This is a genomic window from Arthrobacter sp. Sr33, from assembly GCF_054511195.1.
On the sequence record NZ_JBTNDD010000009.1, the window covers coordinates 117,265 to 133,068 of the forward strand.

Here is a 15,804-nt window from a genome sequence, read left to right on the forward strand (position 1 = left end):
CTCCGATAGCGAGGTCGACCCTCAAACCAATCCTGCGTTCGTGCGGACCTAGCGCCCCCGCATGGCCTTGCGGTCCGGACGAGCCTTGAACGGATCAACGCCCTTGGGGATCGGCAGCTTGGTGCCCAGGGCGGTCAGCCGCTTGTTGACCGCCTGAACTTCCTGCTTGGTCAGATTCTTCTTGAGTTTCTGCGCCTTCTTGGCGACCTGGGCCAAGGGCACCTGGCCCTCGCCGCGACCGGCTTCGATGACGTGAACCTTCACGTTGGGGACGATCCGCGCCATCTTGCGCTTCTCAGCATCAGCGAGCGGTTTGACCCGAGCCGTCGGACCTTCGGTAACCAGCACGATGCCAGGCCGGCCGATAGCGCGGAAGACCGCATCCTGCGACCGCGGGTTCATCGCGACGGGCTGATCCTGCAGGATCCAGCCTCGCCGAAGCACACTGAGTGCGGCGCCGGCAGCCCCGGGCTGTCCTTCGATCTGCGAGAACGCGGCACGCTCGGCACGACGGGACAAGATGAACACTGCGGCGAGGAAGCCCAGCGGGATGGCGATGATCAGCATGGTGATCCAGTTTTGGATCAGGAAACCGATGACCAGACCGACGGCGACGATCGACAGGAACGCCAGCAGCATGATCCACACCACGTTGGGATCATTCCGCCGGGTCATCTTGAAGACCTCGGAGATTTGCTTCATCCGCCCGGTCTTCTTCGGTCCCTTTTCGGGCTTCGGCTTCCGGGAAAAGAGGCGTCGCTTAGGGGTGGATGATCCGTCTGATTCAGTGCTGTTGGCCATAATGCTTCAATTCTACGTGATCCAGGTCGCTGATTGGACGCGTCGAAACCACCCCGGCCCAATGCCTTGGGTGGCGGCTCGCTGTCGGGCTAGCCCGTGGGCGCGAGGCTTGACGCCTCCTGCAACGTCGATCCGGAATCCTCTATGTGCGCCAGCGCTGCGGGCAGTTCCAGGCCCTTCTTGCGCATGGCGCGCGCCCAGAGTCGGCCGGCACGGTAGGAGGACCGGACTAACGGTCCGCTCATGACGCCAAGGAAACCGATCTCTTCGGCCTCCTCACGGAGTTCGACAAATTCCTGGGGCTTCACCCAGCGGTCCACGGGGAGGTGGCGTTCGCTGGGCCGCAGGTACTGGTTGATCGTGATCAGGTCGCAGCCGGCGTCGTGCAGGTCCTGCATGGCTCCAGAAATTTCCTGCCGGGTTTCGCCCATGCCAAGGATCAGGTTGGATTTGGTGACCATGCCCAGGTCCCTGCCCTGGGTGATGACGTCCAATGACCGCTCGTAGCGGAACGCGGGCCTGATGCGCTTGAAGATCCGGGGGACCGTCTCGACGTTGTGCGCGAACACCTCGGGTGCAGCATCGCAGATCGCCTGAATGTGCTCAGGTTTGCCCGAGAAATCTGGAATGAGGATCTCGACGCCGGTGCCGGGGTTCATGCTGTGGATCTGGCGAATAGTCTCGGCGTAAAGCCAGACACCCTCGTCCTCAAGATCATCGCGGGCGACGCCGGTCACGGTGGCGTAGCGCAGATTCATTGACTGAACGGACTGGGCCACCTTGAACGGCTCGCTCCGGTCCAGCGGTTGCGGCTTGCCGGTATCGATCTGGCAGAAGTCACAGCGACGGGTACACTCCGAACCGCCGATCAGGAAGGTGGCTTCGCGGTCTTCCCAGCATTCGAAGATGTTGGGACAGCCCGCCTCCTCGCACACGGTGTGGAGGCCTTCCTTCTTCACCAGGTTCTTCATCGCCACAAACTCGGGGCCGATGTTCACCTTCGCTTTGATCCAGTCGGGTTTACGCTCCACCGGGGTCTCGGCGTTTCTCGCCTCAATGCGGAGAAGGCGGCGTCCTTCGGGGGCCAGACTCACGGGTCATGCTCCTTCCGGCCGGATCAGACCGGCTGGGTTGGCTGTGCTTGACGGGCGGAAATCTTCTGCCGCCTCGGCAACCAGTAATAGTTCATTCTTGCGCAGTTCGTCTTCAATCCGCGAAACGATGTCCGCTGGGGTCACCCTGTAGCCGGTTTCAGCGGAGATTGTGGTCACGCCAGCGTCGGAAATTCCGCACGGCACAATCTGGGCGAAGGGTGCGAGGTCGTTGCTGCAGTTCACCGCGAACCCATGCATGGTGACCCGGCGGTTAATGCGAATCCCGATGGCGGCAATCTTGCGGTCCGGACGGGTGTCATCGGCGGCGACCCACACTCCTGACCTGCCGTCGATGCGGATCCCGTTGATCCCGAAATCTTTCAGGACCGCGATGATCACGTCTTCAAGAATGGCCACGTAGCCGGTCACCCTGGTGGGTTCCGGCAAAGCCAGGATGGGATAGCCCACCAGTTGGCCGGGGCCATGCCAGGTGAGTTTCCCGCCTCGATCGACCGGTACCACCGGCGTCCCATCAAACGGTCGCTCCTGGTCCTCGGTGCGCCGCCCTGCCGTATACACAGCACTGTGTTCCAGCAAGAGGACTGTGCTCGGTGCTGTTCCTGCCACCACACCGGCGTGGAGCTTCCGCTGCAAATCCCAGCCAGCCTCATAGTCAACGAATTCCGGATCCAGTCCAACACGCGAATATTGAAGTGTCATGGGGTTAAGGGTAGACCTGCGCGGGGACATCGCTGACATTGATGCATGCCACGGGGCTGCTGTGGATAACTTCTGCGAGGTTTTCCGGGATCCGCTACAACTGGTGCATGGACAGCAGCCGCACCGGCAGGGGTGGCGGGGAGGAACCGATTTCCACCCCGCCGCTGCTTACGGGTTACCAGTGTGAGCGTCTGCTGGGTCGCGGCGGCAGCGCGAACGTCTGGCTGATTCGGAACGACTCCGGAGAGTTCTTCGCGTTGAAGGTTCTTGGCCCGGCCTGCGCTGATCCCCTGCGATCCGATGCTGTGAGTGGCGAGGAGCGGTTCCTTGCCCGGTTCCCGCATGAGCATTTGGTGACCCTCCATGAAGTGATCCACACTGACCAGGGGATGGGCCTCCGGATGGAATACGCCGCCGGAGGGTCGTTGCTGAACCTCGTCTCCGTGAGAGGCCCTCTTCCTCCGGGGGAGGTTGTCACGGTGCTGACCCCGCTGGCGCAGGTGCTGGCGTTCCTGCACGGCCTGGGAGCCGTCCATGGGGACGTAGCGCCCGGCAACATCCTGTTTACGGAAGTGGGCAAACCGCTGTTGGCTGACTTCGGGGTCGGTCGGCTGCTGGGGGAAGCCAGACATCGTGCGGGCGGCACACCAGGCTTCCAGGAGACGCCTCAGGACCCTGACGGGCTGAATACCGAGGCTGACATCTATGCGCTTGCCGCTGTCGGCTGGTTCGCCCTGACTGGGCGGGTTCCGGGGCCGGCGATCCAACGGCCGCCGCTTTCCCTGCTGGTGCCGGAAGCGCCCGAGGACCTCATGGACCTCATCAACTGGGGCCTGGAAGGAGAACCGGGGGAGAGACCCACCGCCAGCGAATTTGCCCGGGCCGTGCAGCGCACGGCGCAGGCCGAGCCGCTTGATCTGGTGGCAGCCGTCCACCCGGATGTGTTGCCGCATCTCAGGACGCGCAGGTCCACTACTGGTTCAGCCAACCCGCCAACGGGACGGCGCCGGTCGGCAGGCAAACACCGGCCCGCAAAACGTCGGCCTGGCGATCACCAGTCGGGCGAACATCAGCCCTCCGATCGCCGGCCAGCAACCCATCGGACCCGCCGTCCGGGCCGGCTAGTCGGACTGGCGGTTACCGCCCTGAGCATGATTGTGCTCTCCGTCTGCGGTGCACTGTTCGCAGGCACGCTGCTGGGAATCGGGGGAGAGGCCCCGGGCGCGCTGGATGGCAGCGGCCCTTCCAGCACTCCGCCTGCCCAGGGTGAGACAGCCGCCACGGCAGAGATCCCACCATCGCAGGAGACAACCCGCTCCACCGCGGCGGCCCCCACCGCGGCCGTTGCGTCCACTACACTCGCCGACGCCGATCCCCTGACGGTCCTGCCTCTCCTGTCCCGGCTCAGGGAACAAGCCTTTGAGACTGCCGACGCCGAACTCCTGAAGCTGGTCAATGTGCCCTCATCGCCAGCCATGGCCGCCGACGAGGAAGCAGTGCTGGAACTGAGGGACCGCGGACACACCCTGTCCGGGCTCACGATTGAACTGACAGACCTCACACCGGTCGAACTGTCATCGGGCGCCGCCGTGGCGACTGACAGTGCCGGTCCTGGCGGCCAGGTTGTTGCGGTCGCCGCCACGGCCACCACCTCTGGCTTCGACGAGGTCACCCCCAGTGGAGATGTGCACCGGACCGAGACCTCGCCAGTGACCCAGCAACTGGTCTTCGTTCTTCAGCGAGGACCCGATCACTGGCGGATTTCCGCCGTCCACGAGCCCTAGAACCCGGGGCGCCGCCCGTTGTTTGTTGGTGTTGTTCCGGCTCGGTTATCGGGACTCGCGAACCCATCGGGCCAGGTCGTCCAATGAACTGTGCCGGAATTCGAATCCCGCATTCTTGAGCACTGTGGGGTCAAGCCGTGCGCTTGGCAGTAACAACTCCTTGGCCAGCTGGCCAAGGACCGCGGTCAGGACCCACTCAGGAACCCTGAAGCGGGTGGGCCGGTTCAACGCAGCACCGAGAGCCTCGGTCAGGTCGGTCAGCGTCGCGGGGGAAGGCGAGGAGATGTTGACCGGTCCGCTGGCCTCAGCCTCAAGGAGGAACGCCATCGCTCGAACCTGATCATCAAGGGTCACCCACGGCCACCACTGGTTTCCCGATCCCAACGGCCCGCCCACAAAAAATCGCAGCGGGACCAACAACTTGGGCAGCGCGCCGCCGCTGGTGGACATCACCACACCGGTTCGCATGAGGACAGTACGTACCGACGAGGGCGCCCGGAGTGCCTCAGCTTCCCACCGCCGACAGATGTCAGAGAGCAGCAAATCACCCGAGGCTGCGCTCTCCGGCAAAACCTCGGACCCCCGGTTGCCGTAGTAGCCAGACGCCGACTGGCTGAGGAATACTGTCGGCGGTGAATCTGCCCGACGCATGCTCTCGACCAGGGTGCGGGTCGCGGTCAGCCGGGAGGAGTACAGCGTTTCCTTGTAACTCCTCGTCCACGGCGCCCCGGCGATGCCCGCGCCCGATAGGTTGACCACTGCATCGGTGGCATCCATGATCGCCGGATCGAGGCCTCCGGCCACAGGATCCCACTGGACTTCGTCAGGCCCCGACGGGGCCCGGCGGACGAGCCGTTTCACCTGATGTTTTCCCGGTTCCAGCTGTTTGATGAAGGCCTTGCCAATGGTTCCGGATGCACCGGAAATCAGAATTCTCATACCCCTATCCCACCACCCCGACGGTCCCAATGGGAACCACAGGCTCCGGCCGTGAGGACGGGCTTCCCCGCGGCCCCTCGACGCCACTGCCAACAAGGTTCGTGGCTATGATCGTCGGATGGGTTCCTCACACTATTTGCGCTTTCCACATGTCCACGGTGACCTGCTCACTTTCGTAGCAGAAAACGATGTGTGGGTCGCACCATTGTCGGGGGGACGCGCCTGGCGGATCTCAGCAATGCAGCTGCCTGCCCGCGGGCCCCGATTCTCTCCCGACGGAGCAACCATCGCCTGGACCGTCACCCAGGCGGGTGCACCCGAGGTTGTCGCCGCCGACACCGAGGGCGGAAACTTCCGCAGACTGACCTATTGGGGCCACCAGAGCACGAAGGTTCGAGGCTTCACGGCTGACGGGGAGGTCATCGCCACCAGCGCGTTCCGACACGAGGACCCGCGCCACGCCTGGGGCTACCGGGTCCCGCTGGACGGCTCCGCCCAAACCGCGTTCCCCTACGGACCACTCGATGCGATAGTGCCCGGCCCGGCTGTCGGCGACGAGCGTCCCCTCGTCATTTCCAGCGTTCTGACCCGCGAGCCCGCCTGGTGGAAGCGATACCGCGGCGGAACAGCCGGCAAACTCTGGATGGATGCGGACGGGTCGGGGGACTTCGCCCGGTTCCTCCCCGAGCTCGACGGCAACCTGGCCGATCCGATGTGGATCAATAACCGGCTGGCTTTCCTGTCTGACCACGAAGGCTACGGCAACCTGTACTCCGTGACACCCCAGGGTGAGGACCTGCAACGCCACACCGACCACGAGGAGTTCTACGTACGGCATGCCACCTCCGATGGCACCCGGATTGTGTTTGAGTCCGCGGGATCGATCTGGCTGCTGCAGTCGCTCGATGCTGAACCGGTCAAACTTGATATCTCACTCGGCTCAGCCACCACCGGACGGCGCCCCCAGCCGCTGAACGTGGTCAGACACCTCGCGGCAGCCACCCCGGTAGCGACGGGGTCTGCCAGCGTCGTCGAGAGCCACGGCACCCTGCACTGGCTGACGCACCGGGATGGACCGTCACGCGTGGTGGAGGCCACCGCGGGTGTTCGCGCGCGGCTGGGGCGGCCCCTCGGCGTCGACCGTGTGGCCTACATCGCCGACCACGATGGTGAAGAAGCGCTGTATATCCGCAACGTCTTTGACGCGGGCCTTTCCGCCGGCACCGACAGTCCTGCGTCAGAATCCACCTCATCGGCCGCCGCCGGTCCCTCAACACACGCAGCGCAGGAGCCGGATCTGCCGGCCCCCGTTCCCGCGGTCAGAACGTCCGACGGCGCAGGCCGCCCCGGCGCTGACGTCCCCTCGGGTTCCGGGCACCAGCCCGGGGCGAAGCCCCAGCCCGGTGATGAAACCCAGTCCGAAGGGGGCGCGCCCGACTCGGACATTGTCACCGCACAGGACATAGCAGCAGCGGCAGGCCTGTCGCGGTGGGCATTCGATGGACCGTTCCGGGCCAGCAACCTGGTCACCAGTCCCGACGGAACCCGCGTGGCTGTGGCCGGCGAGATGGGACAAATCCTGCTCCTCCAGATCTCCACCGGCGAACTCTTCACCCTGGGCTCAACCACCCACGGCGCGGTCGATGACCTGGCGTTTTCCCCTGACTCGCAGTGGCTCACCTGGGCGGAACCGGTAACGGGTGAAGGTGCCAGGACCCGGGTCCGGCTGGCCCGGGCGGAGCCCGGTGCCGAGATCCTCAATGTGACCGATGGCCGGTTCCGGGATCACTCACCCGTGTTTACCCGCGACTGCCGGTACCTGGCCTTCCTTTCAGACCGCAGCTTTGACCCGGTGTATGACACCCACCGTTTTGACCTGAGCTTCCCGGTGTCCACGAAACCCTTCCTGGTGGCCCTCGCCGCTGACACGCCGTCACCGTTTGGGCCGTCGGTGCATTCGACAGAAGCCTCGGGGCCCGCCGCACCCCAGCGGTCCGCGGGCGGCAGGGACGACGACGGCGAACCGGACCTGTGCGTCGTCGTCGATCCTGATCGACTGGCAGAGCGGATCGTTGCGGTACCCGTACCCCAGGGCGGCTACGAGGGGCTTCGCGCGGTGGATGGCGCGTTGCTGTGGACGGCAACCGAGCGCTTCGGTGTGACCGGTGACGGTCGGGCCACCACCACGGCCAAAGATCCGGCGAAACGGTTGGAGCGCTTCGACCTCGCGAAACGCGACGCGGAGACACTGGCAGCCGAGGTCGACAGTTTCGAAGTTAGCGCCGACGGCGGCAGGGTTGTGCTCATCCACGCCGGGAAGGTGACTGCTGTCCCAACCAAGGGCAAGGTGGAGAAGGACTCACCCGACCACGTCGAGGTGGACCTGGGCCGGATCCGGGTGCTCCTCGACCCGGTCAGCGTGTGGCGTCAGGCATTCGACGAGACCTGGCGGTTGCAGCGTGACTTCTTCTGGGCCGAAGATATGGGCGGCGTGGACTGGCCAGCCATCCGGGACCGGTATCGTCCCCTGGTGGAGCGGCTCGGGTCGCACGACGACCTGGTGGACGTCCTGTGGGAGGTTCACGGGGAGCTGGGGACATCCCACGCCTATGTCACTCCGCTGCTGTTCGGGGAGCCGGGAACCGGCGCACAGGGTTTCCTCGGCGCCGAGTTGGCCCCATCAGCCCACGGCTGGGTGGTGCAACGCATCTTCGCCGGGGAGTCCTCCGATCCGCAGGCGGTCTCCCCTCTGACTGCGCCAGGGGTGGCAGTCGCCGAGGGAGATATCATCGCAGCGGTGGACGGCGTCCCAGTACCGTTGGCCCACGGCCCGGCCGTGCTCCTTACCGGTGCCGCCGGCCGAACGGTCGAACTCACAGTTCTCCGGCCCTCAAGACAAGACGCAGGGGAGGACACGGAGGAGAACGCAGGGGATGAAACCCACGCCGCATCAGTCCGGCGCGTTGCAGTAGTTCCGCTTCGCAGTGAGGAACGCCTGCGCTACCAGAATTGGGTCAACGCCAACCGGGCAATCGTCCACCAGGCCTCGGGCGGCAGCTTCGGCTACCTTCACATCCCGGACATGGTGGCGCGCGGCTGGGCGCAATTGCACCGCGATCTTGACCGTGAAACCGCACGCGACGGCCTGGTGGTCGACGTGCGACGCAACCGTGGCGGCCACACCTCGCAACTCGTGGCCGAACTCATTGGCAGGAAGGTCACCGCCTGGTCCTTCCCCCGTGGTAAGCAACCAGGTACCTATCCCGCGCATGCCCCGCGCGGACCCGTGGTCATCCTCACGGATGAGTTCGCGGGATCCGACGGCGACATCATCACCCAGGTAGCCAAACTCAGGGGCATCGGGCCCGTCATCGGCACGCGCACCTGGGGTGGCGTCGTCGGAATCGATGGCCGGTTCGCGCTGGCCGACGGCACCGCCGTCACACAGCCGCGATACGCATTCTGGATGACCGGCGGCGTCGGGTGGGGTGTGGAGAACTACGGAGTGGACCCCGATATCGAGGTCCCGTTCCCGCCGCACGCCTATGCGGCTGGGGAGGATCCTCAGCTGGAGCAGGGTGTCGCAATCCTGCGGGAGATGATCTCCGAGCTACCCACCGATGTACCGCCAGTGCGGACCAACCACCCCCAGCTCAACCCGGGCCCGTTACCGCCACGGCCGACGAAGAGCTAACCCTCCGGGGAAAACAAAAGAGGCGGTCAACCGGATATCCGGTTGGCCGCCTCTTTTGCGTGGAACTAGGACTGCAGGGTTGCCTCAACAGTGATGCTCTTGACCCCGGCCAAGGCCTGGGACACAGGGCAGCCGGTCTTGGCGGACTCGGCGATCCGCTGGAAATCAGCGTCCTCAATGTCCGGGATCGCAGCGTTCAGGATCAGCCGGATGGCGGTGATTCCTTCACCGGGCACAAAATCAACCTCGGCTTTGGTCTCAATCCGGTCGGCCGTCTTGCCTTCCTCGCTGAGCGCCAGGCTGAACGCCATGGAGAAGCATGAGGAGTGGGCGGCAGCAATCAGCTCTTCAGGGCTGGTCTTGCCGCCTGCTTCCTCCGAACGGGCTTTCCAGGTGACGTCGTAGGTGCCAAGTCCCGAACTGTCGAGGCTGACCTGGCCGCTTCCGGCCTGCAGGTTGCCGCTCCAGACGGTGTGGGCGTTACGTACTGTAGCCATAACTGTTCTCCTTCATGGTTGATTACTGACCTCGGGGATGGTGCGTGTTACAGGCCGAGATCCGATTCGAATGCGCCGGCTTCAAGGCGTGCCTTCAATGACTGCAGGAAGCGGCCAGCGTCGGCACCATCGACCAGGCGGTGGTCGTAGGTCAAGCTGAGGTACATCATGGACCGGATGGCGATGGTGTCCTCGCCGTCGGCGGTCACCACCACGGGACGCTTGACGATCGCACCGGTGCCCAGGATTCCCACCTGAGGCTGGTTGATGATCGGGGTGTCGAACAGTGCGCCGACCGACCCGATGTTCGTGATCGTGAAGGTACCGCCCGACAGCTCATCCGGACCGATCTTCCCGCTCTTGGTCCGGGAGCCGACGTCGGCAATCTTCTTCGCCAGGCCAGCCAGGTTGAGGTTACCGGCATCGTTGATGACGGGAACCAGCAGACCCTTTTCCGTGTCCACGGCGATCGCCAGGTGCTCGGCGTCGTGGTACGTGATTTCCTTGGCTTCTTCATCGAAGGATGCGTTCAGCTTTGGGTGCTGCTTGAGCGCCTCGGTGACGGCCTTGGAGATGAACGGGAGGAAGGTCAGCTTCGCGCCGTTCTGGGCCTGGAAACTGTCCTTCGCTGAGGTACGCAGTCGCGCCACCCTGCTCATATCCACTTCGATGACCTGGGTCAGCTGGGCGGACACCTCAAGCGATTCACGCATCCGCCGGGCAATGGTCTGGCGGATGCGTGGCGCCTTCTCGACGGTGCCACGCAGCTTCGAGGCCTCAGCCGACGGCGCTGCCGGTGCTGGAGCTGCTGGTGCAGCCGGAGCTGCAGCTGGCTCGGGTGCTTTCTTGGCTGCCTCAGCGGCTTCCAGCACGTCCTGCTTGCGGATCCGACCGCCCACTCCAGTGCCCTTGACGGACTGCAGATCGACGTTCTGCTGGTTCGCGAGCTTACGCACCAGGGGAGTGACGTACGCGGCGTCGGACCCGCCCGACTTGTCCTCGGAGGATTTGTCCGCCGCGGGCTTCTTCTCTGCGGGCTTCTCTTCGGCCGCCTTGGGCGCAGCCGGCTTGGCCTCTTCCTTCGGCTTGGCCTCTTCCTTCGGGGCGTCCTCCGTCTTGGCAGGCTCTGCTACTGGCTCTTCACGCTCTTCCGACGACGCAGCAGCGACCGGCTCAGCGCCAGCTTCTGCCTTGGCCGGAGCAGATCCGCCGGAGCCGATGACGGCGAGCACTGCGCCAACCTCGACGGTCTCGTCCTCACCAACCCGGATTTCCTTCAGCTTCCCTGCGACTGGCGACGGAATTTCGGTATCGACCTTGTCGGTGGAGACCTCAAGCAGGGGCTCGTCCACCTCGACGTCGTCGCCAACTTCCTTGAGCCACCGGGTGACGGTTCCTTCGGTGACGCTTTCGCCGAGGGCGGGAAGGGTCACCTCGGTGCTCTCGCCGCCTGACGAGTCGTCAGCGGAGTCAGCGGAGGACTCCGCAGCGGCGGGCTCGGGGGCTTTCTCCTCGGGCTCGGGCTCGGCGGCTGGTTCTTCAGCTGCGGGCTCTTCGGCCTCTGCGGCAGGCTCCTCGGCCGCGTCCCCCGACGCAGCGGAGTCGTCCGAGCCGCCCGACCCGTCGCCGATGCGCACCAGCGGCGCTCCGACTTCAGCGGTCTCGTCCTCGGCTACAAGGATTTCCTCGATGACCCCGGCAATTGGCGACGGGATCTCAGTGTCGACCTTGTCGGTGGACACCTCGAGTAGGGGTTCGTCAACCTCCACGCGGTCGCCGACCGCCTTGAGCCAGCGTGTAACGGTGCCTTCGGTAACGCTTTCGCCGAGGGCGGGTAAGTTGACGGATTCAGACATAGTGTCCCCGTTTCTCCTGAATAGTTTTTGCCCTGCGGTGCTGGCCCCGTGGAGGGGGCCGGCACCGCAGCGCCAAGGTTGCGAGTAATGCTGGTGGAACGCTTAGTTGCGAGCTTAGTGCACGGTTATCCGTGCAGCGCCTTACCTGCAAGGGCGAGGTGTGCTTCGCCCAGCGCTTCGTTCTGGGTGGGGTGGGCGTGGATCAGCTGCGCCACGTCCTCTGGGTAGGCTTCCCAGTTCACGATGAGCTGTGCTTCACCGATCTGTTCGCCCATCCGGGTGCCGATCATGTGCACCCCGATGACTGGCCCGTCCTTCTCGCTGACGAGTTTCACCAGGCCAGCCGACCCCAGGATGGAGGTCTTGCCGTTGCCGGCAAGGTTGTATTCCTGGGTGAGGACCTTGTCCTCGCCGAGCTTTTCTTTGGCGGCCTTCTCGGTGAGACCCACCGACGCGATTTCGGGTTCGCTGTAGGTGACCTTGGGGATGGTGACGTCTTCGACGATGACCGGTTTCAGGCCGGCGATCTCCTCGGCGACGAAAATGCCCTGCTGGAACCCGCGGTGCGCGAGTTGAAGGCCGGGAACGATGTCGCCAACGGCGTAGATGTTGTCGACGCCGGTGTGCAGACGCTCATCGGTGATCACGAAGCCACGATCAATGGTGACGCCGGCCTCTTCGTAGCCGAGTCCTTCAGTGACGGGACCACGGCCGACGGCGACCAGCATCAGGTCTGCTTCGAAGGTCTTCCCGTCGGCCAGCGTGACGACGACGCCGTCGTCGTTCTGCTCGACCTTTTCGAAGAAGGTTCCGGTGTTGAAGTTGATGCCGCGCTTCTTGAAGGCCCGCTCGAACGCCTTGACGATGGTGGCGTCCTCATTGGCAACCAGTGACGGGAGGCCCTCGATGATGGTGACGTCGACGCCGAAGGACTTCCACACGGAAGCGAATTCGCAACCGATGACGCCGCCGCCGAGCACGATGGCCTTCTTGGGGAGCGTTTCCATTTTCAGGGCATGATCAGAATTGATGACCTTCCCGCCAATTTCGAGGCCCGGGAGGGTGCGGGAGTAGGAACCGGTAGCCAGGATGATGTTCTTGCCGGTGTAGGAAGTGCCATCCACTTCAACCGTGTTGGTGGCGGTGAGCTTGCCTGCGCCCTCGATGACCGTGATGCCCTTGGATTTGATCAATCCCTGCAGGCCCTTGTACTTACCGGCAATGATGCCGTCCTTGTAGGCGTTGACCGCAGGCATGTCGATCGACTCGAATGTCGCCTTGATACCGTATTTCTCGGAGGAGCGCGCCGTGTCGGCGACCTCGGCCGAGTGCAGCAGGGCCTTGGTAGGGATGCACCCGTTGTGTAGGCAGGTGCCACCGAGTTTGCCCTTCTCGATGAGTCCCACGGTGAATCCCAGCTGGACGGCTCGGAGTGCGGCGGCATAGCCACCGCTGCCTCCGCCCAGAATCAGGATGTCGAATTCTTGCGCAGCTGCCGTATCGGCCACTTGGACGCTCCCTCGCGTAATCTGTGACGGGCTAGTGCGCCCGTCGGTTGATGATTTTGGCGGAATACTTGGTGTGATCAGGACTTACCCTATCCCCAGATCCGGCCGGCATCTACTTGATGAAGGGCGATCTCCGCCCTGATGTGGGCAGTCTCACCCCTGTTGCGGGGATGAGACTGCCCAGCAGGCTTACTTGGCGGTGGTGGCCATGTCTTCGGCGTATGCCAGCAGGGTGCGGACACCGACTCCGGTGGCTTCCTTAGGCGTGTAGCCGTGTGCGGCGCCTTCGTTGAAAGCAGGCCCGGCAATGTCCAGGTGCGCCCAGGGGATCTTCCGACCGTTGACTTCGCCGACAAACTCGCGCAGGAAGACCGCCGCGGTCATCATGCCGCCGAATTTCTCGCCAATGTTGGCAATGTCAGCCACCTGGGAGTCGAGGCTCGGGCGGAGCTCCTCAGGCAGGGGCATCGGCCAGAACAGCTCGCCGGACCGGTCCGCCGCACCCTTGACTGCATCAACCACGTCATCGTCGCCCATGACACCCGAGACGCGGCGCCCCAAAGCGATCATCTGGGCGCCGGTGAGGGTGGCAATATCGATGAGGGCATCCGGTGCCTCTTCGCTGGCAGCGGCCAGCGCGTCGGCCATTACCAGCCGGCCTTCGGCATCGGTGTTGAGGACCTCGACGGTGCGGCCACCGTAGGTGGTCATCACATCTGAGGGGCGCTGCGCGCTTCCCGATGGCATGTTCTCGGCGAGGCACAGCCAGCCGGTCACCTTGATGGGCAGGCCCAACTCGGCAATGGCGAGGACAGCGCTCAGCACGACGGCGGCGCCCGCCATGTCGAGCTTCATGGTCTGCATGCCAGCAGCAGGCTTCAGGGACAGTCCGCCCGAGTCGAAGGTGATGCCCTTGCCAACAAAGGCAAGGCTTTTGCTGGCCGAGCTGGGGGAGTACTCAATCTTGACCAGCCGGGGCTGGCGGGACGAGCCCTTCCCGACGCCGAGAATTCCGCCATAGCCTTCTTTTTCCAGGCGCTTCTCATCCAGCACCGTGACCTTGATCGGCAGACCCTTGGTCAGATCCTTGGCGGCCTGCGCGAAAGTTTCCGGGTACAGGTGGCTGGGTGGCTGGTTGACCAGCGAGCGGGTGATGTTGACGCCGCGGCCCAGGATGGCTGCACGGTTGAGGGCGGCCTTCAAGGACTTGTCCTGCGCGGCGGGAGTCACGATGGTGACGCTGCTGACCGGTTCCTTGGCGGGCGATCCGTTCTTTGCTGCCTGGGCGGAGCGGTGTTCAGTGTAGGAGTAGGCACCCATTGCTGCGCCCTCGGCCACTGCTGCGGCGTCGGCGACTGTCGGTGCGGGCAGCGCGATGGTCACCGAATCAAGTCCGATGAGCTGACGGATTGCAGCGCCAGCGGCACGGCGCAGTGCCTCGGGGGTGATCGCTCCGTCAGCTGGGAGACGGCCGACGCCGGTCAGCACCAGAATCTCCGCAGCGCTGCCCTCCAGGCCGGGCAGCCTGCGAACCTCGTCAGCGCCGCCGGTGATGCCGAGCATTGGGAGGGAGTCGGCAAGGGCAGCCGCGTCCTTCGCCGAGAGCGGGGAGTCGAGCAGGACTGGTCCGCCGGACTGTTGGCCGACGCCGATTACCAGGGCGTCACCGGCGGTCTTCTTGGAGTCCTTGGTGACAGCTGTCAGCTTGAGTTCGCTGGCGATATTCACTGGGTGTGTTCCTCACTTCCATGTGCTGGACAGATAGGTAGGTGAGCGCGTCATACCGCGCCTTTCCTCCATCGATCGTAGTCTGTAAAGGAACCTGGTGTCGGGCGGAATGAATGTACGTCCCCCTGACGTTGTAACGGGTACTGAAAGCCGAGAACCTTGTTAGGAGGGGAAATGCTTAATCCAGAGACTCTGTTCAACGCAAACGCTGACCTGATCGACGGGCAGCAGCTGCGAGGACTTCCTCTTCTTGCTGGATTCACCGGATTTGTCGACGCGGGCCACGTGGTGTCCCAGGTCATCGAGGAAATGCTCACCACCCTGGATCACGAGCTGGTGGCGGTCTTCGACGCCGACCAGTTGATCGATTACCGCAGCAGGCGGCCTCGCATCACCTTCGCCGAGGATCACCTCGCGGACTATCACCCTCCCCGGCTTGAACTCCACCGGGTCTATGACGGGATGGGCGTTCCGTTCCTGCTGCTCGCCGGATTTGAGCCGGATCTGCAGTGGGAGCGGTTTATTAGTGCGGTCACCGGTCTTGTGGACCGGTTCGAGGTTCCCCTGGTGTCCTGGATCAATTCGATTCCCATGCCGGTACCGCATACCCGTCCCCTCGGAGTGACCGTGCACGGCAACCGTCCGGACCTGATCGAGGGGATGAACACGTGGCGTCCCACAGCAGAGCTACAGGCATCGGTGGGGCATCTGCTGGAGTTGCGTCTGATCGAGTCGGGACACGACGTCGTGGGTTACGTCGTACACGTCCCCCACTACCTTGCCGAGGCCGAGTACCCTCCTGCAGCTGTCACGGCCCTGGAATACCTGGGTGCTTCGGCGTCCCTGGTGCTTCCCACCGACCGGTTGCGTGAGGCAGGCCGGGATGTTGAACGGCAGATCGCCCGTCAGGTTGACGGGTCTGCCGAGGTCAGTGGAGTAGTCAGCACGCTGGAGAAGCGCTTCGACGAGCGCGCCGGAAGCGCCGAGCGCCGGTCGCTGCTGGTGAAGGACAATAGCGAGCTCGCTGACGCTGACGAGATTGGTGCGGCGGTCGAGGCATACCTGGCGAGTCCACAGGCCGCAGACGAGTCGGAGCAGCTACTCGAAGAGGACCGCAAAGCCGAGGACCTCGCTGACCCCGCCGGCGGCGACACCGAGGGTGACGACAACCCGTCACGGTGAG

11 protein-coding genes are annotated in these 15,804 nt (G+C 64.4%); 3 read left to right on the forward strand and 8 right to left on the reverse strand.

What is annotated here, in order from left to right:
• Nucleotides 1-48: 48 nt before the first annotated feature.
• The 3 genes from ACX80T_RS12935 to lipB form a co-directional block, all read right to left on the reverse strand.
• A complete protein-coding gene (locus ACX80T_RS12935) occupies nucleotides 49-801 on the reverse strand; it encodes a DUF4191 domain-containing protein (protein WP_019483249.1) in 753 nt (250 codons plus the stop codon).
• 89 nt (nucleotides 802-890) lie between these two features.
• Nucleotides 891-1,895 (reverse strand): lipoyl synthase, encoded by a 1,005-nt coding sequence (lipA, locus tag ACX80T_RS12940; protein ID WP_019483248.1) that lies wholly within the window; start codon nucleotides 1,893-1,895, stop codon nucleotides 891-893.
• A 3-nt stretch (nucleotides 1,896-1,898) separates the two neighbouring features.
• Complete coding sequence (lipB, locus tag ACX80T_RS12945; protein ID WP_019483247.1) at nucleotides 1,899-2,615, reverse strand: lipoyl(octanoyl) transferase LipB; 717 nt, start codon at nucleotides 2,613-2,615, stop codon at nucleotides 1,899-1,901.
• 107 nt (nucleotides 2,616-2,722) lie between these two features.
• On the opposite strand from lipB, the gene ACX80T_RS12950 reads away from it, so the two are divergent.
• Entirely contained in the window at nucleotides 2,723-4,399 is a 1,677-nt protein-coding gene (locus tag ACX80T_RS12950) for a serine/threonine-protein kinase (RefSeq protein ID WP_024477351.1), read from the forward strand.
• Nucleotides 4,400-4,444: 45 nt separating this feature from the next.
• On the opposite strand, the gene ACX80T_RS12955 is transcribed toward ACX80T_RS12950, so the two are convergent.
• Nucleotides 4,445-5,338, reverse strand: a complete 894-nt coding sequence (locus ACX80T_RS12955; RefSeq protein ID WP_459304613.1) for a TIGR01777 family oxidoreductase — start codon at nucleotides 5,336-5,338, stop codon at nucleotides 4,445-4,447.
• A 118-nt stretch (nucleotides 5,339-5,456) separates the two neighbouring features.
• On the opposite strand from ACX80T_RS12955, the gene ACX80T_RS12960 reads away from it, so the two are divergent.
• On the forward strand, nucleotides 5,457-9,032 hold the full coding sequence (locus ACX80T_RS12960; protein ID WP_459304614.1) for a S41 family peptidase: 3,576 nt from the start codon (nucleotides 5,457-5,459) through the stop codon (nucleotides 9,030-9,032).
• A gap of 65 nt (nucleotides 9,033-9,097) precedes the next feature.
• Here the strand turns inward: ACX80T_RS12960 and ACX80T_RS12965 are convergent, their stop codons facing one another.
• The 4 genes from ACX80T_RS12965 to ACX80T_RS12980 form a co-directional block, all read right to left on the reverse strand.
• Nucleotides 9,098-9,529, reverse strand: coding sequence for an OsmC family peroxiredoxin (locus tag ACX80T_RS12965; RefSeq protein WP_019483243.1), 432 nt, complete (start codon nucleotides 9,527-9,529; stop codon nucleotides 9,098-9,100).
• 47 nt (nucleotides 9,530-9,576) lie between these two features.
• Nucleotides 9,577-11,385 carry a 2-oxoglutarate dehydrogenase, E2 component, dihydrolipoamide succinyltransferase gene (gene sucB / locus ACX80T_RS12970; RefSeq protein WP_459304615.1) on the reverse strand — a complete coding sequence of 603 codons (1,809 nt, stop codon included), beginning with the start codon at nucleotides 11,383-11,385 and terminating at the stop codon, nucleotides 9,577-9,579.
• A gap of 125 nt (nucleotides 11,386-11,510) precedes the next feature.
• On the reverse strand, nucleotides 11,511-12,893 hold the full coding sequence (gene lpdA, locus ACX80T_RS12975; protein ID WP_459304616.1) for a dihydrolipoyl dehydrogenase: 1,383 nt from the start codon (nucleotides 12,891-12,893) through the stop codon (nucleotides 11,511-11,513).
• Between the two features lie 189 nt (nucleotides 12,894-13,082).
• Nucleotides 13,083-14,621: a leucyl aminopeptidase gene (locus ACX80T_RS12980; RefSeq protein WP_019483240.1), complete on the reverse strand. Its 1,539-nt coding sequence runs from the start codon at nucleotides 14,619-14,621 to the stop codon at nucleotides 13,083-13,085.
• Between the two features lie 174 nt (nucleotides 14,622-14,795).
• Here ACX80T_RS12980 and ACX80T_RS12985 point away from each other — a divergent pair, with 174 nt between their 5' ends.
• The gene (locus tag ACX80T_RS12985) at nucleotides 14,796-15,803 is read left to right on the forward strand and encodes a proteasome assembly chaperone family protein (RefSeq protein WP_459304617.1); all 1,008 of its coding nucleotides are present in this window, start codon (nucleotides 14,796-14,798) and stop codon (nucleotides 15,801-15,803) included.
• Nucleotide 15,804 lies beyond the last annotated feature (1 nt).